The organism is Palleniella muris (genome assembly GCF_004792655.1).
Lineage (GTDB): Bacteria > Bacteroidota > Bacteroidia > Bacteroidales > Bacteroidaceae > Prevotella > Prevotella muris_A.
In genome coordinates, this window is the sequence record NZ_SRZC01000026.1 from 15,389 (window position 1) to 37,648 (window position 22,260).

Here is a 22,260-nt window from a genome sequence, read left to right on the forward strand (position 1 = left end):
GTCTGTTTGGTTTATATCCTTATCAAGTTTCTTCCGGCATCTATCCTTAGGAAGATAAACAGAAGTATTGTGAATCCCCAGAGAGATGAGCCTCCGTAGGAGAAGAATGGCAGCGGGATGCCGATGACAGGTGTCAGTCCCAAGACCATTCCCACGTTGATGAACAGGTGGAAAAGGAAGACGCTCATGACGCAATAGCCATAGATGCGCCCGAACTTGAACGGTTGCCGTTCCGCAACGTGGATAAGGCGGAGTATGAGGCATAGGAACAGCACCAGCACTCCTGCCGACCCGAGAAAGCCTTCCTCTTCGCCGACGGTGCAGAAGATGAAGTCCGTGTCCTGTTCAGGCACATATCTCAGTTTTGTCTGTGTGCCGTTGAGGAATCCTTTGCCTTGCAGACCGCCGGAGCCTATGGCGATTTCCGCCTGGTGGACGTTATATCCCGCGCCTGCGAGGTCTTCCTCGAGTCCGAGCAAGACATTGATGCGCACACGTTGGTGAGGCTCCATGACTTTGTTGAGGACAAAGCTTGACGAATAGAAGAATGTCACCGAACCGAGGGCGAACAACAGTATGAGGAAATAGCTCTTTATCCTGCTTTTCAGTCCTTCGTAGAGCAGTGCACCGAAGACATAGGCGGTCAGTGCCAGTTGTACCCACACGATGTCAAATGGTATCACGAATTTCGAGAACAGTGTGGCTATTAGTGTCACTGTGCCGGTGACTATTGAGAGGTTGGCTACAAGTGCCTTGTTCTTGCAATAGACATGTACCATTATGATAGTGAACACGTGTACAAGCAACAGGACAAAATATTTGCCTGCCGATGTGGGCATACCGAGGAGTTCTGTCTCTTCATATCTTATGCCGATTACGAAGTACATGACCATCGCAACGCCTGTAAACAGTATCGAGCCCGGCATGCCTTCGCGGTAGAGCATAAGGAAGAATGCTGAATAGACAAGGGCGGAGCCTGTCTCGCGCTGTCCGATGATGAGCAGCATCGGGGTGACTATTATGGCGCATGCGAGGAAGAAGTCCTTGCCGCGCTTTATGTTGAACCCGTAGGTGGACATGAGTTTCGAGACCGCAAGTGCCGTGGCAAACTTCGCAAATTCGGCAGGTTGCAGTCGCAGTGGTCCGAGCACGAGCCACGACCGCGAGCCTTTTATGGAATGAGGGTTGAAGATTGTGGCGAAGAGCAGAAACAGCATTGCGAAATATATGATGAAGGCGAAAGTGTCGAAGCCGCGGTCGTCCATCATCAGGATTACGAAGCCGAGGCAGACAGATGTCGCAATCCATACTATCTGCATTCCTGAGCGTGAGCTGATGTCGAAGATGTCGGCATCGTCAAAGGAGTAGCTTGCTCCGCAGACGCTGAGCCATCCGAATGCCAGCAGGGCGAGGTAGATGCCTATTGTCCACCAGTCGAGTGATGCGATGATGCCTTTTCCGTTTCCTTCTTTCATGTTGAGAGTTTGCTGATGTGTCTGTTGTCTTACTGTTTCTTTGGTTTTGTGGTGGTGTTGCTATCTGTTGCCCGAGCCGTAGGCGATTCTTCTGCTTTGGAAGTCTCTTGCGCGTGCTTCGCTTGCTTCGGAGAGTTTGCCGTTCATGTATTGCTCTATCATGAGTGAGCCGATAGGCACGCCGTAGTCGGCGCCGAAGCCACCGTTCTCGACATAGACGCTGATGGCTATTTTAGGATTGTCCATGGGTGCGAAGCCCATGAAGATAGAGTGGTCGTGCCCGTGGTTCTGGGCAGTGCCGGTCTTGCCGCATACAAGGTAGTCTGCTCTGTTTGCCGCGCGGCAAGTGCCCCTCTCGACAGCCGAGCGCATTCCTGCAACGACATAGTCGTAGGCGGCGCGGGATGCTTTCGTATAGTGGCGTGTGGTGTATGCCGTATCAAGCGGTTCGCCTTTGACGCTTTTCACGACATGCGGCGTGATGTAGTATCCGCGGTTGGCTATCGTGGCTCCGAGGTTTGCGATTTGGAGTGGCGTGAGGTTTACCTCGCCCTGTCCGATAGAGATAGAGATAATGGTGAGTCCGTTCCACGAACCTTTGTAGGCGTTGTCATAATAGTCTGCGTTTGGGATAAGGCCTCTTTTCTCGCCGGGGAGGTCTATGCCGAGCTTATAGCCGAAGCCCATTGAGACCATGTAGTCGCGCCAAGTGTTCATGGCGTTCTGCACAGACTTGTATTTCTTCTTGTTTCCAATCATGTAGTACAGTCCCCAGCAGAAGAATGCGTTGCATGAAGTCGAGATAGCCGGCACGAGAGGCAGTGGACTGCCATGGCCGTGACAGCCGACATGAAGACCTCTGAAAGAGAAACCATGGTAGCATGGGAAACTTGTGCCTGAGGTTATGATGCCTTCTGTAAGGAAGGTGAGTGCCTGTGATGTCTTGAATGTCGAGCCCGGAGGGTATTGTCCCATTATGGAGCGGTTGAGCAGCGGCTTCCATACGTTCCTTGACAGTGCAAGGTGGTTCTTGCCACGGTTGCGCCCGACCATTTGCCTTGGATCGTAAGTCGGCGAGGACACCATGCAGAGTACCTCTCCTGTCGAAGGCTCTATGGCGACGATGCTTCCGATTTTTCCTTCCAGAAGCCTTTCGCCGAGTGCCTGCAGATTGATGTCGAGACTCAGTGTCAGGTCTTTGCCCGGTATCGGTCGTCGGTCGTATTCACCATTGTTGTATTTGCCTTTTATCCTTCCGTGGGCATCACGCAGGAGAATCTGCACTCCCTTCTCTCCGCGGAGTTGCTTTTCGTAGTAACGCTCTATGCCGAGTTTGCCGATGTAGTCGCCTGCCTGATAGTACTCGTCCTCCTCTATGTCTGCCGGTGACACTTCTGCGACATCCCCAAGGACATGGGCGGCATAAGGATAGTGGTATTGCCTTACAGAGCGTTTCTGTACATAGAAGCCAGGGAAGCGGAACATCTTTTCTTGGAAGATGGCAAACTCCTGCTCCGAGATTTGGGACATGAACAATTGCTGTGTGAACCGTGAATATCCGGGATTCTTGTTGCGGTCCTTTATCTCCGCCATTCTGCGTTTGTAGAATTCCGGGGTTATTCCCAGTGCGTTGCAGAACTCCAGTGTGTCGATGTGCCCTTTCTGTTCGTTCATGACAACCATGAGGTCGTATGACGGTTCGTTGTAGACAAGCAGTTTGCCGTTGCGGTCGGTGATTACGCCGCGTGACGGATACTCTATTTTCTTGAAGAAGGCGTTGGAATCCGCGCTTTTGCGGTAGTCATCGCTCATGATTTGCAGGAAGAACAGGCGTATGATGTATATGGTGACAATAGCTGTCGCTATGCCACCAATCACATATTTCCTGTTGTCAAGACTGTGGTCTGCCATTCTTGGTATATAGTGTAGTCTCTACTATGTGTCGTTCTTTTTCTATTCCCTTATCTTCTCTACGGCGATAAGCATAAGCAGTGTTATGACCGTGCTTCCTCCGACAGACTCTGCCCAAATGGTGATGTTGAAGAAAGAGAAGGCTTCCAAAGTGCAGAACAGAAGGCTGTAGATGAACGTCAGGATAAAGGTGTAGGAGACGAATTTCAGCCAGCCGAGTTCTTTCAATGAGGGGGAGCACTCTTCTTCAATCTTTTCTTTCGACAGGAACATGCGGAGCACACTTGGCTGTATGAATCCTATGAAGGTCATTGAAGCCGCGGCGACGCCGGGAGTGTTCGAGAAGATATCCATCAGCAGTCCTGTGGTGAAACTCCACAGAAGGATGCTCCACCGTGGCTGTGCTGTGCTGAACTGCAGCACAATCAGGATGTATAATAGCGGTGTGGCGCAGCTGAATACATGTATATGGTTAAGCACCAACGCTTGCAGGAGTACCAGCAGTGACAGTAGTGCCAGTCTTTTGAAAAAATCAATACTCATCGCTATTCTTTTTTGTTCTTTATTGAATCCTCGGCAGCGCGCTGAACCTCCAGTCTTTCCCGCATGATTTTGTCGTCTACGACACAGACATTGCGCAGATTGCCGAAATCTGTTGACAGTTCTACCATGCAACGGTATGCTAGACCGTCAGGGGAATTATAGACATGTATGATTTTTCCTATAAGGATTCCCGGTGGGAATACCGAGCTGTAGCCTGAAGTGACAATCTTGTCATAAAGCCTGAAATGTGCATGGCGTGGTATATCGTCAACGTAGGCATGGCGTGGCGACTTGCCGTCCCAATGCAGGTAGCCGAAATATCCGCGTCCCTGAATCTTGCAGCTTATGCGTGAGTGGCTTGACAAGACCGGAATGACAATGCTGTAGTTCCTTGAGGTCTGATAGACAATGCCGACGATTCCCGTACCGCCGACAACGCCCATGTCAGGCTTTATGCCGTCGGCAGCACCTTTGTCAAGTGTTATGAAATTGTCCTGCTTGTCGATGGAATTGCTGATGACCCGTGCCGGAATGACCCGGTTGCCGGCAATGGCTGCCATTATGGGCTTTGATGCGATTGTGGTGTCACCTGTCGCTTTCTCCAGTTGTTCTGACAGTTGCTGTATTCGTTGTTCAAGGAATACATTGCGTTGTGTCAGCTGCTCGTTGACTTTTGCCAATGAGAAGAATTGGTTCACCGCAGCGTTTGCTTCGTACACTTTTCCGGATACGGCATTCGCTGAGGTGAACCATACACTGCCTTGATAACCATTGAATTGGAACAGCAGAACCATTGACACCACTTCCAGCAGCAGAAATATGAACCAATGGTGATATTTCTGCAGGAACTCTGATAAGTTGTGCATATATTAAAAACTTTTAGGCAATGTGCAAATGCCATTGGGCGTGCCCTTGATGAAGATGGCTGTTCCCCATGGCATCTGCACGTATTGTCTTTGCCTGTTTGGCATGAGTTGTCTGTGTGACTGTCTCGTTATGTGTGACTATCTCATAAGGAATGAGAAGCGGTCAACATTCTTCAATGCTATGCCGGCGCCCTTTGCAACAGAGTGCAATGGGTCGTCAGCAATATGGAACGGAATCTTGAACTTGTCTTCCAGACGCTTGCTGAGACCAAGGAGCATTGCGCCGCCACCGGTAAGCCAGATGCCGTTGGTCACGATGTCTGCATACAGTTCCGGTGGTGTGTTCTCCAGAGCGGTGAGTACTGCATTCTCGATTTTTGCGATGGTCTTGTCAATACATTCCGCAATCTCCTTATAGCTTACCTTGACTTCAAGTGGCAGGGCTGTTATGCGGTCCGGTCCATGGATAGTGTAATCCTCCGGAGCCTCGTCGCCAAGTTCGGTGAGGGCAGAGCCGACATGAATCTTGATACGTTCAGCCATACGCTCGGAAACCTTGACATTATGCTTGCGCGCCATGTGCTCCTGGATGTCGGATGTCAGTTCGTCACCTGCTGTTCGTATGGAACTGTTGGAGACAATGCCGCCAAGTGAGATTACGGCAATCTCGGTGGAGCCACCGCCGATGTCGACAATCATGTTTCCCTGTGGTGCTTCGACATCGATGCCGATACCGATAGCTGCCGCCATTGGCTCGAATATGAGGTAGACATCACGGCCGTCAGCATGCTCGGCAGAGTCGCGCACGGCACGCAGCTCTACTTCCGTGCTTCCTGAAGGGACACCGATAACCATGCGCAGTGAAGGCGAGAACAGTTTGCTTCCTGAATGAACCATCTTGATAAGACCACGCATCATCTGCTCGCAGGCAGAGAAATCGGCAATGACACCGTCACGAAGAGGGCGGATAGTCTTGATGTTGTCGTGAGTCTTCTCGTACATCATCTTTGCCTGCTTGCCGACAGCAATCATCTTGTCCGTGTGGCGGTCAAGGGCAACGACAGAAGGCTCGTCAACAACAATCTTGTCATCGCTGATTATGATGGTGTTGGCTGTGCCAAGGTCCATTGCTATTTCTTGTACAAAAGAGAAAAATCCCATTGCGTTTATGATAATTTTTTACATACAGCGTGGCAAAACTTTCATTTGCCTGCTGTATCTTGTTCGTTTATTTTGTTGCTTCAAACCAACCGTTGATGGCTGTGTCGTAGTGGGAAGACACACCGAAAGCGCGTGTGGCAAACATACGGCGCTGTTCAATGGTTGTCTCTGCTCCCTGCTCGTTGATGATGTCAAGAAGCACCTGATATTCAGCCTTTGAAGGTATGATGACAACATCCTTGAAGTTCTTCGCTCCTGCACGGATGAGTGAGATGCCGCCGATGTCGATTTTCTCGATGATGTCTGCATGTGATGCTCCGCTTGCCACAGTCTGCTCGAAAGGATAGAGGTCGACGATTACGAGGTCAATCTCCGGAATCTCATACTGCTCCATCTGCTTCCGGTCGCCTTCATTGTCGCGGCGTCCGAGGATGCCTCCGAAGATTTTCGGGTGCAGTGTCTTCACGCGTCCGCCGAGGATTGAAGGATAAGTTGTGACATCCTCCACTTTCCGGCACTCATATCCGAGTGATTCGATGAAAGTCTGTGTGCCACCGGTAGAGAGGAATTTCACTCCCTCTGCGTTAAGTTTTGCGAGCAACTGGTCAAGTCCATCCTTGTGGAATACAGAAACCAGTGCGGTCTTGATTTTCTTTGTCTCTGCCATTTTGTGTTATAACGTTATGTTTTCTTATTCTGAGAATTATTGTATAGTGTATAAAATAATGTGTATGCTTGTCTCATTGTCCGTCGGTTGCTCATTGGGGCAATGCTATTCCCTGTCCATCTTTATCCCGATGTCCACAATACCCGGAAGGATTTCACGCTTCATGTTGTGGCGCACGGTGATGTGCAGACTGTCGCCGCGCATGTGGAATTTTTTCCTTATCGGTATGGAATACTGGTAGAGCGTTATGCCATTACCCAGCATTCTGCCGTTGTGGTTGGCGATGTCGCAGTTCACCACGTCCACTGCCGTCTTTTTTGAGGGAAAGGAAGTCTGCTCTACAACAAGACTAAGGTTTTGGAACGGATAAGCATCGTTTGTCCTTATGCCAAGCGACAAGGTGTACCTTCCGCTTTCCTCCAATGCCGGCAAGTCGAATGCCAGTGCATCATTCTTTTCCCAACCGCCCACGGTGGCATGCTCATAGTGGTCGTACACACGGTTGTCTCCGCATGCCGAAAGAGACATTATGATGCCAATCACGGCAATAAGGGCTGACAGGCGGCTATTCCTTTTTGTTTTCTTGGTGTTCATTTTTCTCGCCTCCATTGTCTTTTCTCTTTGGGCGGGCGGCTTTCTTTTTCTTTTTCTTCTTTGACTTGTCAAAGCGTGTGATGTCCTCACTCTCAACAAGGTCGGTGTGAACAGGACGCCTTCTCTCCGACGTTGCCTCTTTGTTGTCGTCAAGGTCTATAGGCTTCTCGCCACGTCTGTTCATGTCCATGACAGCCTTTGCACGTTCAACAGTGATTGTCTGCAGGTTGGCTGCGAGACGCTTGTCGGTGGAGTAGGTGACAATGCCTGCGAGAATGTCCTGCTTGAAGAAATGGTAGTCGTTGTCCTGCGTCTGTAGCACGGCATCGCGCGGTGGCATTTTCCTTCCGGCTTCCATGTATGTGTCAACCTCATAGTTGAGGCAGCATTTGAGCTTTGCGCACATTCCCGCCAGTTTCTGTGGGTTGAGGGATATGTCTTGGAAGCGTGCGGCGTTGGTGGAGACGCTTGAGAACGATTTCATCCATGTTGCGCAGCACAGTTCTCTGCCACAAGGTCCTGTGCCACCGATGCGTCCTGCCTCCTGGCGTGCTCCAATCTGTTTCATCTCGATGCGTACATGGAACACATCGGCAAGGACTTTTATGAGCTGGCGGAAGTCCACACGCTCATCGGCAATGTAGTAGAATATCGCCTTGTTGCCGTCGCCCTGGTACTCCACATCGCCGATTTTCATCTTCAGTCCGAGGTCTTTCGCTATCTGGCGGCTCTGGATCATGGTGCCATGCTCTCGCGCCTTGGCGTCGTTCCATGTGGAGATGTCCTGGTCGCGTGCTATGCGGTAGATGCGCTTGATGTCATCCATGGACTTCAGGTTCGCCTTTTTCACCTGCAAGTTGACAAGCTGTCCGGTGAGGGTGACCACACCAATGTCATGCCCTGGGTTGGATTCCACAGCCACAAGGTCGCCTTTGTGCAAGTCCAGTCCGTTGATGTTGTGGTAATAGCCTTTCCTCGTGTTCTTGAACTGCACTTCCACAAGGTCGGTGCTCTCCACGTTTCCGGGGACGTCTGCCAGCCAGTCGTAAGTGTTCAGCTGATGGTCCTGCCGTCCGACGCCTTTTGCCGAAAGTCCGCGGTCACAGTTTCCTGAGATATATTTCAAGTTATCAAAATTCATTATGTCTTATTTTCTTAGTAACAAGACTGTCAGTCTCAATGCTGTGTCGAAAAAGACAATCTTCTGGTTTGTGTTTTGCGAGATGTCGCGTATGGCAAGTTCCAGCAGGCTGTTGATGTCTATGACGTTCGCTTCGTTGATGAAACGCCCGAACTTGCTGACGAACATCTCCTCTTCGGCAGTCATGTAGGACAGATCAGGGTCTTGGAAATTGGACATGAACGCCTCCCTGACCATTCGCAGGAAATACGTCAGCAGCCTTTTCTGCTTCTCCCTGCCGAAGCCTGCGACGGTCTCCGACCATTTCTTCATGCCGCGCACATCCCTTGCATAGACCTGCCTCATGAGCATTTTGAACAGGTCAAGGAAAAGCATCTGCTCGGAGTCCGGCGACAGTTGCTCTATGGCTGTCAGCCAGTTGCCGTCGGCTGCACGTGAGAGTTTGTGCGCTACGCCCTCTTCCAGTCCGCGTTTCTCCATGAGAGCCTTCTCGAGTGATGCGCTGTCAATCTTCGGCACATCGATTCTTTGCACACGGCTGCGTATCGTTTCAAGCAGGCGTTCCGGTCGTTCTACACAGAGAATGAACACTGTCTGTTCGGAAGGTTCCTCCAAAGTCTTGAGAATCTTGTTGGCACTCTCGTCGTTCATCCTTTCCGCAAGCCATATTATGGCAACCTTGTATCCGCCTTGGCTTGACTTAAGGGAAAGTTTCTTTGCCAGCTCATCACTTTCTGCAGCTGTTATGATAGCCTGCTGCGTGGTGGCTTTCATCGCTTCCAGCCATTGGTCGAGCGTTATGTAAGGACCTTCACGCTTGATAAGTTCGTGCCACTCCCTGATGAAATCGTCGCTGACGGGCTTGTGTTCGCCGCCTATCGACGGCAGTTTTACTGTCGGGAATGAGTAGTGAAGGTCAGGATGATAGTCCGTTGTCTTGTGCAGTAGTTCAGTGGCAAGAGCTGTGGCAAGTGCCAGTGTGCCGCAACCGGTCTCTCCGCAGAGCATCAGGGCGTGAGGCATACGCCCGCTATGGACCAGCCCCATGAGCCGGTCTTTCACTTCTTGTTGCCCTATGACTTCATTCCACTGCATGGTGATTGTCCTCAAATGTCCATAAAACGCCCTACATATTTATACATACGCGTGTGCGAACGGGTACATTTCGAATACAAAGTTACATATTATTAATGATTAAAGGTGAATGCATGATAAATAATTATGTTTTGTTAACCCAAGAGACTCGTTTTTTAGCCGTAGAGTGAAGGGGTTGCGAAGTGTTACCTTTCGTGTGGTGAAAGGTAACACTTGACCTTGTCAAAGGTAACCTTTTGCAGTGCGAAGTGTTACCTTTTGTTGTCGTGTTTTATATGAAAGCGGCATTTTCAATATATGCCTGCCACTTTTTCCGGCTTTTATTTTGTGGATTCATGGAAAAGTGTTACTTTTGCAGTGTGTTCGAAGGACATGTATGTCCCGAGGACGCAAGTCTCCGACTTGGACGGAACTGCAGAAGTTTTGCCTTCACAGTCCCCAATCAAAGGAGGAAGACTTAATCTTATTGGTAAAAAAATTAGCTATAGCTATTTGTTCAAAACAAATTGAAACGTAGGAAATTTCAAGAATAAGAGTTGATTGAGCAAGTTCTATGCGTCCGCGTTACGTGGACGTAACTTGTCAACTCTTCCGGTGATTCCTACGACCGCAATTTGGACAAAGTTACTGTCCACGTTTTGCGTTTGTAGGAATCATCGTTTTGTAGAAGGGACTTTTGGCATACGTTACGGTTTTAAACGTTTGCTGAAAGTCTATTGAAGACAACCTTTTGCAGGAGTGTCATTTCGTTGATTTGTCAGAGGACATTCTTAATGCTATGGGTGGCGAGGTGCTTGCCATCCTGTTGCATAATCATACCACGGGAAGGAATATCACGTGGGCGACGCGTGATCATGAGCATTTGGGCGAGGGCTACATGTACGGTGACGAGATTCTTCCCGAACGAATCACGGGGGAGAACAATCGAATCATCGTGCCGAGAGTCCTGAAGCCGAGACGCTCGCAGGCGCAACGCTCAAAGGAGATGGCGGAAGTGTTCACGCCATCTTGGGTGTGCAATGCGCAGAACAATCTCATCGATGAGGCTTGGTTTGGCAGACGGAATGTTTTCAACACGGAAATGACAACGGAAGCCGGAGTTCACACATGGATTCCGTCGGATTCTCCTATCTCTATTTTTCCCGAAGGCAAGACATGGAAGGACTATGTGCGCGCCACCCGTATGGAGATAACCTGCGGCGAAGCGCCTTATCTTGTGAGCCGTTACGATGCCACTAACGGCGAACCTATACCTATTAATAAAAGAGTCGGTCTGCTCGACCGCAAGCTGCGCCTTGTCTCTGAGAACACCGAGACATCCGGCGAATGGCTTTCTTTCGCCCAAGAGGCGTTCCAAAACATCTACGGCTACGAGTGGCAGGGCGACAATCTGCTGCTTGCCCGTGAGAATCTTCTTGCAAGTTTTATCGAATATTATGCGGAGAAGTTTGGCAAACTACCAATGGCAAAATCAACAGCCTACATCGCCTATATCGTTTCGTGGAACCTGTGGCAGATGGACGGGCTGAAAGGTGTTGTGCCCGACTCCTGCCATGAGCAGGTGACAACCGACCTTTTCGGTGGAGAAACCCGTACGCCTTGCCTCGGATGTAAGGACGGAAACCTCCGCCGGCACAATGGCACATACTGCCTCATAAAGGACTGGAGTGCGAAGAAAGAGAAGCAGAAAATAAGATACATCGACCTGATAAAGTAGTTGCCTATGAAAACCAAGTATTTTGAAGAACTGAAACCCAAACTGATTTATGTGTTCCGCATAAATGACGCTGCCCATAGGGATTGCTTGAAGATTGGCGAAGCCACCATGGATGTTGACCCCGAAGAGGTGGACATCACCGCCATTGCGTCAAACAGCAAGGTGCTCAACAAGGCTGCCCGCAACCGCATTGACCAATATACCGCCACGGCGGGAATAGCCTACGAACTCCTTTACACTGAGTCTGCCAGCTATCGCAAAGGCACACATCCTATCGGTTTCAATGACAAGGATGTGCATGAAGTGCTGCAACGCAGCGGCATACGACGCAAAGAGTTCAAAAACATAGACAAAGGTGGCAGGGAATGGTTTGTCACCGACCTTGAAACCGTAAAGAAAGCCATTGCTGCCGTAAAGGAAGGGCGTGAGTCGCTCAATCCCGGTGATGTCACCGTGGGGCGTTCACCGATAGAGTTCCGCCCCGAACAGGCTGAGGCTATAAACAAAACAGTAAAACTGTTCAAGAAGTCGCAGGCAAAGTCTCGCCGTATGTTATGGAACGCAAAGATGCGTTTCGGCAAGACATTGTCGGCATTGCAAGTAGCTAAGGTTCTGCAGTTTGAGCGCACTCTGATTCTTACCCACCGCCCTGTGGTTGATGACGGATGGTTTAAGGATTTCGACAAGATTTTTTATGACAGCCCGAATTATGCCTATGGCTCTAAGAATTATGGCTCTTCGCATAAGAATCTTGAACACCGCCATGCGAGGGAAGGCATCCATTACGTCTATTTCGCGTCAATGCAGGATTTGCGTGGCTCGGAGACTGTCGGCGGAAAGTTTGACAAGAACGATGATGTGTTTTCCACACCGTGGGACTATATTATCATCGATGAGGCTCATGCTTGAAATTAGATGCCTATGCAGATTCATTGGTCTGTAAACTCATTATTAATTATTTAGCGCAGACACGCTAAGTTTCTTACAGTTAAAATAAGGCGAGATTCGGTGAGTATATTTGCTTCTTTGCTGTTCCAACAATGGCATGTGAATCCATAAAGGAATTCGCGCCAAAATCCGGTCTGAAGCACCATTCGGTTTTTTAGCTTGTTTTTCAATTTCCTGACTTCGGCATTTGCGTTATTTGGTATTTCGAGTACAAGGCTATACGTATGCTGTGTTATAATCTGCGTGAATCTGCGGTATCAGCGTGCCCTTTTTACCGTATGAGATTTTCTCACGCAGATTTATGCTGATTGCAACATGGCATGATGTTTGCTGTATGCCTTGTATGGCAGTCTTTGACATAATGCCGGTCGATGCAAATGCCTGTTGCTTAGTTAATAATTCTAAATAAGAGGCAATAAAAGGTAGATGTGTGAGTTATTTTGTATAACTTTGTAAAGTTTTCGTGCGATTATGTCCGCATGCGCGTATTTAAATAAGTAAAGAGTTACAGGATGAGACAATTAAAGATTCAGAAAAGTATTACCAATCGTTCCAGTGAGGCACTTGACAAGTATCTTGTGGAAATTGGCAGAGCCCCGCTTATCTCTATCGACGAGGAAATTGAACTGGCACAGAAAATCAGGAAGGGCGGTCCGGCAGGCGAGCGTGCCAAGGAGAAGCTGGTGACAGCGAACCTTCGCTTTGTGGTTTCTGTGGCAAAGCAGTACCAGCATCAGGGGCTTACTCTCACCGACCTTATCGATGAGGGAAACATAGGATTGATAAAGGCGGCACAGAAGTTTGACGAGACTCGTGGCTTCAAGTTTATCTCTTATGCAGTGTGGTGGATTCGCCAGTCTATTCTGCAGGCCATCGCAGAGCAGAGCCGTATTGTCCGCCTGCCGCTGAACCAGGTCGGCTCACTGAACAAGATAAACCACGAAATCAACAAGTTTGAGCAGGAGAACCAGCGTCATCCGTCTGTCTCCGAGCTTGCAGCAGCAACGAACATCGATGAGGAGAAGATTGGTCAGAGCCTTATGGCAGACGGTCATCATGTCAGCATCGACGCTCCTTTCCAGGACGGCGAGGATAACTGTATGCTTGACGTCATGGCTTCCGGTGACGACTCACGCACCGACCGCAATGTCGATCACGAGTCTATGGCAATGGAACTTAACAACGTGCTGTCAAAGGTTTTGAAAGACCGCGAGATAACTATCATCCGCGAGTGCTATGGCATCGGCTGCCATGAAAAGGGACTTGAGGAAATCGGCGACCAGCTTGGACTTACTCGTGAGCGTGTCCGCCAGATTCGTGAGAAGTCAATTGCCAAGCTCCGCGAGAGTGGTAACGCAAAGATACTTATGAAATATTTAGGATAAAAGTTATGAAAAAGATTCTTTTTACAATGCTTATGATGCTTGCATTCGTTGCGACAGCGTCAGCACAGGCAAAGATAAAGTTTGACAAGACTGTGCATAACTTTGGGCAGTTCTCGGAAACTGACAGCAAGCAGAGCTGTGTCTTCACGTTCACAAATGTTGGCGACAAACCGTTGGTTGTCAACCAGGCATTGGCAAGTTGTGGCTGCACAGCTCCTAAATACACAAAGACTCCAGTCATGCCCGGTGAGAAAGGTGAGCTGAAAGTCGTGTATAACGGTGCCGGAAGAATGCTTGGTCATTTCAAGAAGACCATCACAGTGCGCACAAACGGCACTCCTGAGGTTGTCCGCCTTTACATTGAGGGCGACATGACAGAGGATAAGAAATAAGTTGTCAAGTTCCGTACACTCAACTTGATAATGGTTTCAGGTTTTTGGTTATGGGGTTTTAGGTTGTGATTGACATTACAGAAATCCATATAATACCAACAACTTGAGACCAACGACATTCAACTTGAGCGTAAACGAAAGTTGAATACACCTAAAAACAGAGTTCCGGCTTGTCGCTGGCGGCATGCGCCGCGAGAGGAAAGTCCGGGCAGCGCAGAGCGTCCCACTTGCGAAATTACAAGCAGTCAGTGATGGCTGAGTAACGCAGAAGAAAACAACCGCCGGCTTGCCGGTAAGGGTGAGAAGGTGAGGTAAGGGCTCACCAGCACGGTGGTGACATCGTGGCTGTGCGTCTTGGGAGCTGCAAGTTTATGTAAACTGCCGTCCGAGGGCTGCTCGTCCAAGGCAGAGGGTAAAACGCTAAACCGAAAGGGAGACATGCCGGGTGACCGGCATGATAGATAAATGACAGGCGCCTGCCGATGTGACCTCGGTTACTGTCAGCAGGTACAGAACCCGGCTTATAGGAACTCTGTTCTTTTTTCCCGCTTATTGAGTCTAACCCGCTTTAAAATATTACGCCATGGTGAACAAGGAAAGCATATTGCGAATATTGAAATCCATTTGGGAGGACTTTTCCACCAAGCGTGTGATGAACGCAGCATCGCTGCTGACTTACTCCACATTGCTTGCTATTGTGCCCGTTGTTGCAGTGATTTTTGCCATTGCGAGAGGTTTCGGCTACAATAAGTATATAGAATCATGGTTCATTTCCACACTTGACAGCCAGCCACAGGCTGCGGAAGTGATAGTCGGCTTTGTCAATTCGTATCTTGTGAACACGAAGAGTGGTGTAGTTTTCGGTATCGGTCTGGTGTTCATGCTCTATACCCTCATCATGCTGACGATGAATATAGAGGTGGTTTTCAATGACATTTGGGGCGTGAAGTCGCAACGCTCTTTGGCGCGCACGGTGACAGACTATCTTGCGATGTTCTTCATTCTGCCGATAATGATTATAGTCATGTCGGGCGTGACGCTGTGGATAGGCTCTCTCTCCGAGATAGTCGATAAGATGTTTGTCATAGGAAGCCTTATGAAATTCGGCATGGATCTCCTGCCGCTTTTGCTGCTTTCCTGCATCATTTCCATACTCTACATCTTTATGCCGAACACCCATGTGCGTTGGCGTTGTGCTATCCTGCCGGCGTTTATTGCGGCTTTGGCTATGGAACTGCTGCAGTATTTCTATATCCACTCCCAATTGTGGGTGACAAGCTATAACGCCATTTACGGCTCTTTTGCCGCCCTTCCGCTGTTCATGCTCTGGCTGCAGCTCACATGGACGATAATACTTGTCGGTGCGGAGTTGGCATACACAAACCAGAATCTTGAGGATTTCCGCACGCGTAATGACCGTGGGGAGTTGTCTCACAAGCACCGCACAATGCTTTCTATCATGGTTATGGCAATCATCTGCCGCCGGTTCAAGGAAGGACGGCGTCCGTATACCTTGCCGGAGATAAAGCAAGAGGTCAAAGTGCCTATGCGTGTGCTTGCCGAACTGACTTATGATTTGCAGCAGGCACGTGTGCTTCAGCAGATTGGGGATGACAATGATGGCACTGATGTGGCATTTGTCCCTGCCGAATCAGTAGAGAATCTTACTGTCGGTCTGCTTATCTCGCGCCTTGAGAGCATGCATCCATATACTTTGGAAGCCATGCCTGATTTCTCTTCCCATGAATGGCGGCACGTGCTTTCCGCACATCGTGACTATCTGCATGCGCAGGATTATGTGAAACTGTATGAACTTTAGCAGCCTTGTTCTGAGGTCATTTCCCGAATTTATATATTGTTGTGCTGCGGAAAGTCTCTCCGGGACGCAGCATTGTTGACGGCCATTGCGGCTTGTTCGGTGAGTCCGGGAAATGCATTGTCTCAAAGCAGATTGCGTTGCGGCGCACATAAGGCTTGCCCTCCTTTCCAATGATGTTCCCTCGATGACCGTTGGCTGTGTAGATTTGCATGGCAGGCTCAGTTGTGTAAACCTCCATGTACAGCCCCGTTTTCTTGTCATGGAGCTTTGCGACAGGCTTTGAAAGGTCGCCATTGTTGCGCAGTTGGTAGCAATGGTCGTACCCTCCTGTCACTTTGAGCTGCATATCCTCTGTGTCAATGCGCTTGCCTATGGCGGTAGGTGTGCGGAAATCGAAAGGTGTTCCGCTGACGCTTCCCATACAGCCCGTGACCCTTTTGTTGGCATTGTACAATGCTATGCTGTCCGCATCTATCCATAATGATTCGTCAAGAATGTCTTTTCCGAGGTCACCGGTGAGGTTAAAGAAGCTATGGTTTGACGGATTGAGCACTGTCGGTGCTGTTGTTGTTGCCTGATAGTCTATCCTCAGAGCATCACGCAGCAGAGTGTAGGTTACATCCAGTGTCAGTTCGCCTGGAAAACCGTTTTCCCCGTCAGGAGAAATGTATCTCAATGTTATGGATTTCCTATCCTTTTTCACTATATTCCACTGTCTTTGAGAGAAACTTGGAGTACCTCCGTGCGAACAGTCGCCGTTGGAACCCGTCTGCAATTTGTACTCCTTGCCGTCGATTTCAAGATGACCTCCGAGGATACGGCCTATGTAGCGTCCTACCACAGCCCCGAAATTCTGCTTTCTTTCCTTATAGTTGGCGAGTGTGTCAAACCCGAGTACAACGTCCGTTCCGCAGAATTTCAGTGATTGGATGCGTGCTCCGTAGTCGATGACTGTCATCTTCATCTTGCCGTTCTGCAAGGTTGCAGTCTTTATGTTCTCACCTTTCGCAATGCAGGCAATGGTGAGAAGGAGTGATAATGTCAGTAGAAGTCTTTTCATAGTATGGCAGTTGGTTCTGTTATTATGCTTTTTGTTTTTTTTGTATTGCCTTTTTACTGTCCGAGGTAGATTATACATTCATTGCTCCGCAGTGAGGACATTTGCCTTTGCTGCGTATTGCTTTCCCACATTTCCCGCAATAGTATTCCAGGCGTTTGTGCTTGTGGAATGTCTTTATGGCGAAGAAGATGTAGGCAATGAGCAGGATGTACCCTATATAATATAAGGTGGAAAGAGTGAATATGAGGTAGTCCACCATACAGACAGCGGCAAGTCCGCAGAGATACAGTACCGCATCATCAAAGGAAAGGTGGTGGAAGACATCATCGACTGTTGCCACTCCGACAATAGGAAGCATCCACACCAATGCAAGGAATGTGCCAAGAAGCGGTGGTACGGCAAAAGGATTGAGTGTCGGATGATAATAGAAATGCCGCCACATCTCAGGTTCGAACAGTTGTATGGAGGCATACATCATGGCAGCGAATGAGACTATAAGAACCAAAGCGGTAGGGTAGAACGACGGAATATCGTTGAAATGTACTATTTTTGCCCCTTTCCTGTTAATCAGGCGCAGTGTGTAGACAACGACCATAGTGCCCACAGCAATAAGCATCCAAAGGAGATGGGTGTTGGAAAATATGCTGATAAACTGTGAAATCGGGTCGTCCGGCACAACCGCAGGCAGGAGTTTTGACTCGTGAATCCACCCGAATGTCTGTTGGTCGCGTGCCAGCTGCACCCACACAGAGTCAATGGTATCCTGTGGAAGGATGCGGATGTTTGCCACAACAACCCTTTCTCCGTGATAGACAGTGGTAGAGTCGGAAGGCATCCGCTCGGTTGTCCATGGCGTGCCGGCTGTTTCTTCGCATGCCACAATCTCTTCCGGTTGTTGTGTGAAGAGCACGAGAGAATCCTCGTTGACAATGAAATTGTAATTGTTCGTGTAATGATGTTGGCTTGTGAATGTCAGAGAATCCTGCCTGCGTGTCCACATGTCGGAATCCTCGGGCAGGACTGTGTCTGCCGTGGCAAAAGCATCATGCACCTTGCTCTTGTCGTTGTAACAAGAGGCAAGTGTGGAAATCAGTGCGCAAAGCACAAGAGTCAATATGGTTTCAGTTGCTTTTCTCATTGATGTTGCTGCCGGACAGGCTTTCCAAGCGTTTATTTCACAAGCACATTCATTTGGCAATTCTTGCAGTCAAACTCCAGTGTGAAGCTCCTGCCGTCGTCAAGACGTAGCGACAGAGGCTCTTTCCATTTCGGCGTTTTCCCACCGTTCTTCACGCAATAGCCCAATGTGAAGCGTATGCAATGGCGGCATTGCATGAGTATTCCGCCTTCGTTGCCAAGTTCAAAGGCTTTCCCGTGTATCTCCGTTCCCAGCCCGGTATAGAATTGCCGGGCTTTTTCGTTTGCCACATTATGCAGATATTCAAACCTCCTATGATAAGAATCGGAAGGTGCAGGACAGTCCTCATTCCTTTCAGATGTCATCTTTGCATGATCAGGGATAATGATGTTTTCGACAGCCTCCCTTCTCAGACCGGCAAGAAGGCTTGAAGGAATGAATATGTTCTCCGGTTCCGGTGCGACGGAAACATTCTCGCAACGGTATATAGTGTTGCCAAGTTTTGTCAGTTGGCGGTTGATGTTCTCCAGCTGTGGCTTCTGTGCCTGCTGCAGTTCGTCAAGAGTCACAGATGCAAAGCCCTGCACCGGCGCATCCGTACCCTTTATTTCAAGGCACAGAGTGTTGCCGTCAAGGGACAGCTTCATGTCTGTTGTGATAGTCCGCTCTGCCGTTTTTCCTGCCAAAAGTTTGTCAAAAGCCTGGTCCTGGCTTCTGTATAGCGGTGTGCCCGGCTTCAGGTCGTGCGGCATGGACTGAGGGAAAAGCCTGTTGCCCTCCGCACGGTTGACGCGGAAACCCTTCATAACACCCTCGCTGTCAATATAGCACAGCCCATCGCCATTGGCAAAAGAACTCAGACTTGCCACATTGAACGACGGCTGCCTGCCGTTCCTGATTTCCTTGACCTTGCCGACATACTCGCCGATAGCCTTTGGAGTGCGCAACGATGCTATGTCCGCGTGCCTGCCGTTGAGGAAATAATCGGTGTAGCCTCGGCAGAAAGTCTTGTTCAAATCAGGAGAGAAAGCCAACTCCGTCCTGCCCCATGAAGCACGTCGAAGCGTCCCTTTGCTCTTTTTTATGATACTGTCCAGCCGTTGGCTGTATGCCGCCACTACATTCTTCACATACGAAATGTCCTTCAGCCTGCCCTCTATCTTCAGTGAGCAGGCACCGGCTTCGATGATTTTCTCCAAATTATCAATCTGGCATTGGTCTTTCAGCGAAAGATAGTAGGCAGGCGGAGCCACCTCGTTGCCGTCAGCATCCATGACAGAGTATCTCATGCGGCACATCTGTGCGCATTCGCCACGGTTGGCAGAGCGGTTGAAACAGTATTGCGAAGCATAGCATTGACCTGAAAAACTGACACATAGCGCACCGTGGGCGAACACCTCCAGCTCAACATCCGGCACTTGCCGATGAATCTCTTCGATTTCCTTTGCCGTAAGTTCCCTTGCCAAAACGACACGTGAGAACCCTAAATTCCTGAGCCATTCAACCTTTTCAGCCGTGCGGTTGTCGGTCTGTGTCGATGCGTGCCATTCCATTCTGATTCCCCTCCGCCTTGCTTCGGCAAGCAGTCCCATGTCCTGCACAAGCACAGCATCCACGCCCGCTTCCGCCAGTTCTGCCACAAGAGTGACGGCATCGGCAAGCTCATGGTCGTAGACTATGGTGTTTACGGTGGCATACACCTTCACTCCGAACTTATGGGCATAGAGGCACAAGGTGCGAATGTCATCAACCGAGTTCCCTGCCGCATGCCTTGCGCCGAAATTCCGTGCTCCGATATATACCGCATCGGCACCGTGGTCTATTGCCGCGATGCCGCATTCAAGATTCTTTGCAGGCGCAAGAAGTTCTATTTCACGCATTTCTTGTCGTTTGTTATTCTGTTATTTCGTTGATATTGAACGGAGTCTCCTGGTAGACATAGTAGTTCATCCAGTTCGTGTAAAGGAGGTTGGCGGCGGCGCGCCAGCGCACTACAGGTGCCTTTGACGGGTCATTGTCCGGGTAATAGTTCTTCGGGATGTCCATCGTCATGCCCTTTGCGATGTCGCGCTTATACTCTCCGTCAAGTGTCAGCGGAGAATACTCGAAATGGCAGGTGATGAAGAACTCCCTGCCGTTCCTTGCATGGACGATTGTGACACCCGCCTCCTCGCTCTCGGCGATGATGTCCAGCCCCAGCACTTTCTCAATGTCCTCCCTCCGAAGACCACAATGGCGGCTGTGAGGAGCGAAGAAAACATCGTCAAACCCTCGGAAAATAGGAAGTTCCGGAGCGTGCATCTCATGCTCAAACACGCCGAATATCTTCTTCTCCGTGTTATGTTTCGGCACACCATAGAAATGGTACAGTCCCGCAAACGCCGCCCAACAGACATAAATCGTGCTCGTGACGTTATGGTGAGCCCAGTCAAACACCTCCTGAAGTTCCTTCCAATAGGTCACATCCTCATAGTCCATGAACTCCAAAGGCGCACCGGTGACGATAAGCCCGTCATATTTCTCCTTCTTCATGTCCTCGAAATTGCGGTAGAAGGCAAGCATGTGCTCGATGGGAGTGTTCTTGGAAGTGTGCGACTTTATCTTCATGAAGTCCACCTGAATCTGCAATGCTGAGTTTGAGAGTATGCGTATGAAGTCCGTCTCCGTCGTGATTTTTATGGGCATAAGGTTGAGCACAGCGAGTTTCAGAGGGCGAATCTGCTGCGAGTCCGCTCTCTTGTAGCCCATTGTGAATATGTTTTCCTGCTTCAGTACGTCAATGGCAGGCAGTTCCTCCGGTAGAATTAAAGGCATTTTTCCTAAAGAAAATTGTTTTTGAAATGAGTTTTATGCGAGGGTTTTCCTCACGTTGGAAGTCGTTCCCAAAGGCGTTTTTATGGTCTATGGCTTACGGCGAAAGTTACATTCTTCCACCGTAAGCCATTGCTTCCTGCACGGTTAAGGCAGGCAATTGCCACCCTTCCCATGCCGGAACAGTCTGAAAACCGAAGGGAAATCAGTTCTGTTGGTATTCCTTGATATAGTTTTATTGATGTCCGGTAAAACTCCATAAGTTGTTATGAAATCACATTTTCATAGGAAATGTTTCTCATAAGATGTGGCTCCGCCACACTTTGCAGCGACATCCTGTTGCTGCATGCGAGGATAGAGGTTTGTCACAACTGAAACAGATGAATGAAAATGTGTTGTATATGTTTAGCGGACGACACCATTGATATAGTTTACAATCCATGCACCGACCTCTTTCGTGCCATACTCCGCACCACCTTCGACCTGAATCTCCGGCGTGCGCACATTTTGGTCAAGGGAAGCATCGACAGCCTTGCGCACGAGTGCCCCCTCCTCTTTCAGCCCGAAGTGCTCAAAGAGCATGGCAACGGAAAGAATCTGTGCAAGAGGATTGGCGATGTTAAGTCCCTTTCCCTGCGGCCAAGAGCCGTGGATAGGCTCGAAGACAGGTGTGGATGAGCCTGTTGAGGCTGACGGGAGGAGCCCCATTGAGCCTGTTATGCAGGAGCCTTCGTCGGTGAGGATGTCACCGAAAGTGTTCTCCGTCACCATGACATCGAAGAATCTCGGGTCCTGAATCATGCGCATGGCAGCATTGTCCACATACATGAAGTCCGTCTCCACGTCAGGATACTGTGGCGCAAGCTCCTGCGCAATCTTTCGCCATAGGCGTGATGAAGCAAGCACATTGGCCTTGTCGACAACGGTGAGGTGCTTGCGGCGTTGGCGTGCATATTGGTAGCCGACTTTCAGGATGCGCTCAACCTCAGGGCGTGAGTAGTAGTTTGTGTCGAGAGCGTCCTCTATGCCGTCAGCGTTTACGGCAGGTTCCTGCTTCTTTCCGAAGTACATGCCGCCGGTAAGTTCACGGATGCAGATGAAGTCCGCGCCTTTCACGATGCTGTCCTTCAGCGGAGATTTGTGGACAAGGCAGTCGAAAGTAGTCACAGGGCGTATGTTTGCAAACAAGCCGAGCTTCTTTCTCATTGCGAGGAGCCCCTGTTCCGGGCGCACCTTTGCCGTAGGGTCATTGTCAAACTTAGGGTCGCCGACGGACGCGAAAAGCACAGCGTCGGCTTCCTCGCATGTCTTGTAAGTCTCTTCTGGGAATGGGTCGCCCACCTCGTCGATGGCATGAGCACCGCAGAGGGCTTCCTTGTAAGACACGTTGTGGCCGAATTTCTCGGCAACGGCAGAGAGCACTGCCACTCCTTGTTCCATGATTTCCGGACCGATACCGTCACCGGCCAGGACTGCAATCTTCAAATCCATAAAATGTGATATTTTGTTTGTTGAAATACCTTTTTACCTTTGTTGT

Annotated in this window: 19 protein-coding genes and 1 other RNA gene; 6 read left to right on the plus strand and 14 right to left on the minus strand. The window is 49.6% G+C overall.

What is annotated here, in order from left to right; all coding sequences use genetic code 11:
* Window positions 1-11 precede the first annotated feature (11 nt).
* The 9 genes from rodA to E5358_RS12980 all read right to left on the minus strand — a co-directional run bounded on the left by rodA (window position 12) and on the right by E5358_RS12980 (window position 9,453).
* Entirely contained in the window at window positions 12-1,475 is a 1,464-nt protein-coding gene (gene rodA / locus E5358_RS12940; RefSeq protein WP_135940598.1) for a rod shape-determining protein RodA, read from the minus strand.
* Window positions 1,476-1,535: 60 nt separating this feature from the next.
* Window positions 1,536-3,386, minus strand: a complete 1,851-nt coding sequence (mrdA, locus tag E5358_RS12945; RefSeq protein ID WP_135940599.1) for a penicillin-binding protein 2 — start codon at window positions 3,384-3,386, stop codon at window positions 1,536-1,538.
* Between the two features lie 42 nt (window positions 3,387-3,428).
* Entirely contained in the window at window positions 3,429-3,929 is a 501-nt protein-coding gene (mreD, locus tag E5358_RS12950; RefSeq protein WP_135940600.1) for a rod shape-determining protein MreD, read from the minus strand.
* A 2-nt stretch (window positions 3,930-3,931) separates the two neighbouring features.
* Window positions 3,932-4,795 (minus strand): rod shape-determining protein MreC, encoded by an 864-nt coding sequence (gene mreC, locus E5358_RS12955; protein WP_135940601.1) that lies wholly within the window; start codon window positions 4,793-4,795, stop codon window positions 3,932-3,934.
* Between the two features lie 138 nt (window positions 4,796-4,933).
* On the minus strand, window positions 4,934-5,956 hold the full coding sequence (locus E5358_RS12960; RefSeq protein WP_135940602.1) for a rod shape-determining protein: 1,023 nt from the start codon (window positions 5,954-5,956) through the stop codon (window positions 4,934-4,936).
* Window positions 5,957-6,023: 67 nt separating this feature from the next.
* On the minus strand, window positions 6,024-6,623 hold the full coding sequence (locus E5358_RS12965; protein ID WP_135940603.1) for an IMP cyclohydrolase: 600 nt from the start codon (window positions 6,621-6,623) through the stop codon (window positions 6,024-6,026).
* A gap of 105 nt (window positions 6,624-6,728) precedes the next feature.
* A complete protein-coding gene (locus E5358_RS12970) occupies window positions 6,729-7,217 on the minus strand; it encodes a gliding motility lipoprotein GldH (protein ID WP_135940629.1) in 489 nt (162 codons plus the stop codon).
* Entirely contained in the window at window positions 7,189-8,358 is a 1,170-nt protein-coding gene (locus E5358_RS12975; RefSeq protein ID WP_135940604.1) for a PSP1 domain-containing protein, read from the minus strand. Before E5358_RS12975 ends, E5358_RS12970 begins: the two co-directional genes overlap by 29 nt.
* 6 nt (window positions 8,359-8,364) lie before the next feature.
* Window positions 8,365-9,453, minus strand: a complete 1,089-nt coding sequence (locus tag E5358_RS12980) for a DNA polymerase III subunit (protein ID WP_135940605.1) — start codon at window positions 9,451-9,453, stop codon at window positions 8,365-8,367.
* A 778-nt stretch (window positions 9,454-10,231) separates the two neighbouring features.
* Here E5358_RS12980 and E5358_RS12985 point away from each other — a divergent pair.
* From E5358_RS12985 to E5358_RS13010, 6 genes are all read left to right on the plus strand, one after another.
* Window positions 10,232-11,170 (plus strand): restriction endonuclease subunit M, encoded by a 939-nt coding sequence (locus E5358_RS12985; RefSeq protein WP_135940630.1) that lies wholly within the window; start codon window positions 10,232-10,234, stop codon window positions 11,168-11,170.
* 6 nt (window positions 11,171-11,176) lie between these two features.
* The gene (locus E5358_RS12990; protein WP_338400504.1) at window positions 11,177-12,079 is read left to right on the plus strand and encodes a DEAD/DEAH box helicase; all 903 of its coding nucleotides are present in this window, start codon (window positions 11,177-11,179) and stop codon (window positions 12,077-12,079) included.
* A 551-nt stretch (window positions 12,080-12,630) separates the two neighbouring features.
* Window positions 12,631-13,503 (plus strand): sigma-70 family RNA polymerase sigma factor, encoded by an 873-nt coding sequence (locus tag E5358_RS12995; RefSeq protein WP_135940606.1) that lies wholly within the window; start codon window positions 12,631-12,633, stop codon window positions 13,501-13,503.
* Between the two features lie 5 nt (window positions 13,504-13,508).
* On the plus strand, window positions 13,509-13,895 hold the full coding sequence (locus E5358_RS13000) for a DUF1573 domain-containing protein (protein ID WP_135940607.1): 387 nt from the start codon (window positions 13,509-13,511) through the stop codon (window positions 13,893-13,895).
* A 157-nt stretch (window positions 13,896-14,052) separates the two neighbouring features.
* An RNA gene (gene rnpB, locus E5358_RS13005) (RNase P RNA component class A) lies at window positions 14,053-14,435 on the plus strand.
* Between the two features lie 43 nt (window positions 14,436-14,478).
* Window positions 14,479-15,714 carry a YihY/virulence factor BrkB family protein gene (locus E5358_RS13010; protein WP_135940608.1) on the plus strand — a complete coding sequence of 412 codons (1,236 nt, stop codon included), beginning with the start codon at window positions 14,479-14,481 and terminating at the stop codon, window positions 15,712-15,714.
* Window positions 15,715-15,730: 16 nt separating this feature from the next.
* On the opposite strand, the gene E5358_RS13015 is transcribed toward E5358_RS13010, so the two are convergent.
* From E5358_RS13015 to leuB, 5 genes are all read right to left on the minus strand, one after another.
* A complete protein-coding gene (locus E5358_RS13015; protein WP_135940609.1) occupies window positions 15,731-16,774 on the minus strand; it encodes an aldose epimerase family protein in 1,044 nt (347 codons plus the stop codon).
* A 70-nt stretch (window positions 16,775-16,844) separates the two neighbouring features.
* Window positions 16,845-17,912, minus strand: a complete 1,068-nt coding sequence (locus E5358_RS13020) for a zinc ribbon domain-containing protein (protein ID WP_135940610.1) — start codon at window positions 17,910-17,912, stop codon at window positions 16,845-16,847.
* A gap of 32 nt (window positions 17,913-17,944) precedes the next feature.
* Window positions 17,945-19,792 carry a peptidase U32 family protein gene (locus E5358_RS13025; protein WP_135940611.1) on the minus strand — a complete coding sequence of 616 codons (1,848 nt, stop codon included), beginning with the start codon at window positions 19,790-19,792 and terminating at the stop codon, window positions 17,945-17,947.
* A gap of 13 nt (window positions 19,793-19,805) precedes the next feature.
* Complete coding sequence (locus E5358_RS13030; RefSeq protein ID WP_135940612.1) at window positions 19,806-20,726, minus strand: homoserine O-succinyltransferase; 921 nt, start codon at window positions 20,724-20,726, stop codon at window positions 19,806-19,808.
* A gap of 402 nt (window positions 20,727-21,128) precedes the next feature.
* Window positions 21,129-22,214: a 3-isopropylmalate dehydrogenase gene (gene leuB, locus E5358_RS13035; protein WP_135940613.1), complete on the minus strand. Its 1,086-nt coding sequence runs from the start codon at window positions 22,212-22,214 to the stop codon at window positions 21,129-21,131.
* Window positions 22,215-22,260: the final 46 nt, after the last annotated feature.

Bases quoted from the DNA above. Each gene is read 5' to 3' on its own strand.
- rodA (WP_135940598.1), bottom strand. From the start codon at position 1,475: ATGAAAGAAGGAAACGGAAAAGGCATCATCGCATCACTCGACTGGTGG.
- mrdA (WP_135940599.1), bottom strand. From the start codon at position 3,386: ATGGCAGACCACAGTCTTGACAACAGGAAATATGTGATTGGTGGCATA.
- mreD (WP_135940600.1), bottom strand. From the start codon at position 3,929: ATGAGTATTGATTTTTTCAAAAGACTGGCACTACTGTCACTGCTGGTA.
- mreC (WP_135940601.1), bottom strand. From the start codon at position 4,795: ATGCACAACTTATCAGAGTTCCTGCAGAAATATCACCATTGGTTCATA.
- E5358_RS12960 (WP_135940602.1), bottom strand. From the start codon at position 5,956: ATGGGATTTTTCTCTTTTGTACAAGAAATAGCAATGGACCTTGGCACA.
- E5358_RS12965 (WP_135940603.1), bottom strand. From the start codon at position 6,623: ATGGCAGAGACAAAGAAAATCAAGACCGCACTGGTTTCTGTATTCCAC.
- E5358_RS12970 (WP_135940629.1), bottom strand. From the start codon at position 7,217: ATGAACACCAAGAAAACAAAAAGGAATAGCCGCCTGTCAGCCCTTATT.
- E5358_RS12975 (WP_135940604.1), bottom strand. From the start codon at position 8,358: ATGAATTTTGATAACTTGAAATATATCTCAGGAAACTGTGACCGCGGA.
- E5358_RS12980 (WP_135940605.1), bottom strand. From the start codon at position 9,453: ATGCAGTGGAATGAAGTCATAGGGCAACAAGAAGTGAAAGACCGGCTC.
- E5358_RS12985 (WP_135940630.1), top strand. From the start codon at position 10,232: ATGGGTGGCGAGGTGCTTGCCATCCTGTTGCATAATCATACCACGGGA.
- E5358_RS12990 (WP_338400504.1), top strand. From the start codon at position 11,177: ATGAAAACCAAGTATTTTGAAGAACTGAAACCCAAACTGATTTATGTG.
- E5358_RS12995 (WP_135940606.1), top strand. From the start codon at position 12,631: ATGAGACAATTAAAGATTCAGAAAAGTATTACCAATCGTTCCAGTGAG.
- E5358_RS13000 (WP_135940607.1), top strand. From the start codon at position 13,509: ATGAAAAAGATTCTTTTTACAATGCTTATGATGCTTGCATTCGTTGCG.
- E5358_RS13010 (WP_135940608.1), top strand. From the start codon at position 14,479: ATGGTGAACAAGGAAAGCATATTGCGAATATTGAAATCCATTTGGGAG.
- E5358_RS13015 (WP_135940609.1), bottom strand. From the start codon at position 16,774: ATGAAAAGACTTCTACTGACATTATCACTCCTTCTCACCATTGCCTGC.
- E5358_RS13020 (WP_135940610.1), bottom strand. From the start codon at position 17,912: ATGAGAAAAGCAACTGAAACCATATTGACTCTTGTGCTTTGCGCACTG.
- E5358_RS13025 (WP_135940611.1), bottom strand. From the start codon at position 19,792: ATGCGTGAAATAGAACTTCTTGCGCCTGCAAAGAATCTTGAATGCGGC.
- E5358_RS13030 (WP_135940612.1), bottom strand. From the start codon at position 20,726: ATGCCTTTAATTCTACCGGAGGAACTGCCTGCCATTGACGTACTGAAG.
- leuB (WP_135940613.1), bottom strand. From the start codon at position 22,214: ATGGATTTGAAGATTGCAGTCCTGGCCGGTGACGGTATCGGTCCGGAA.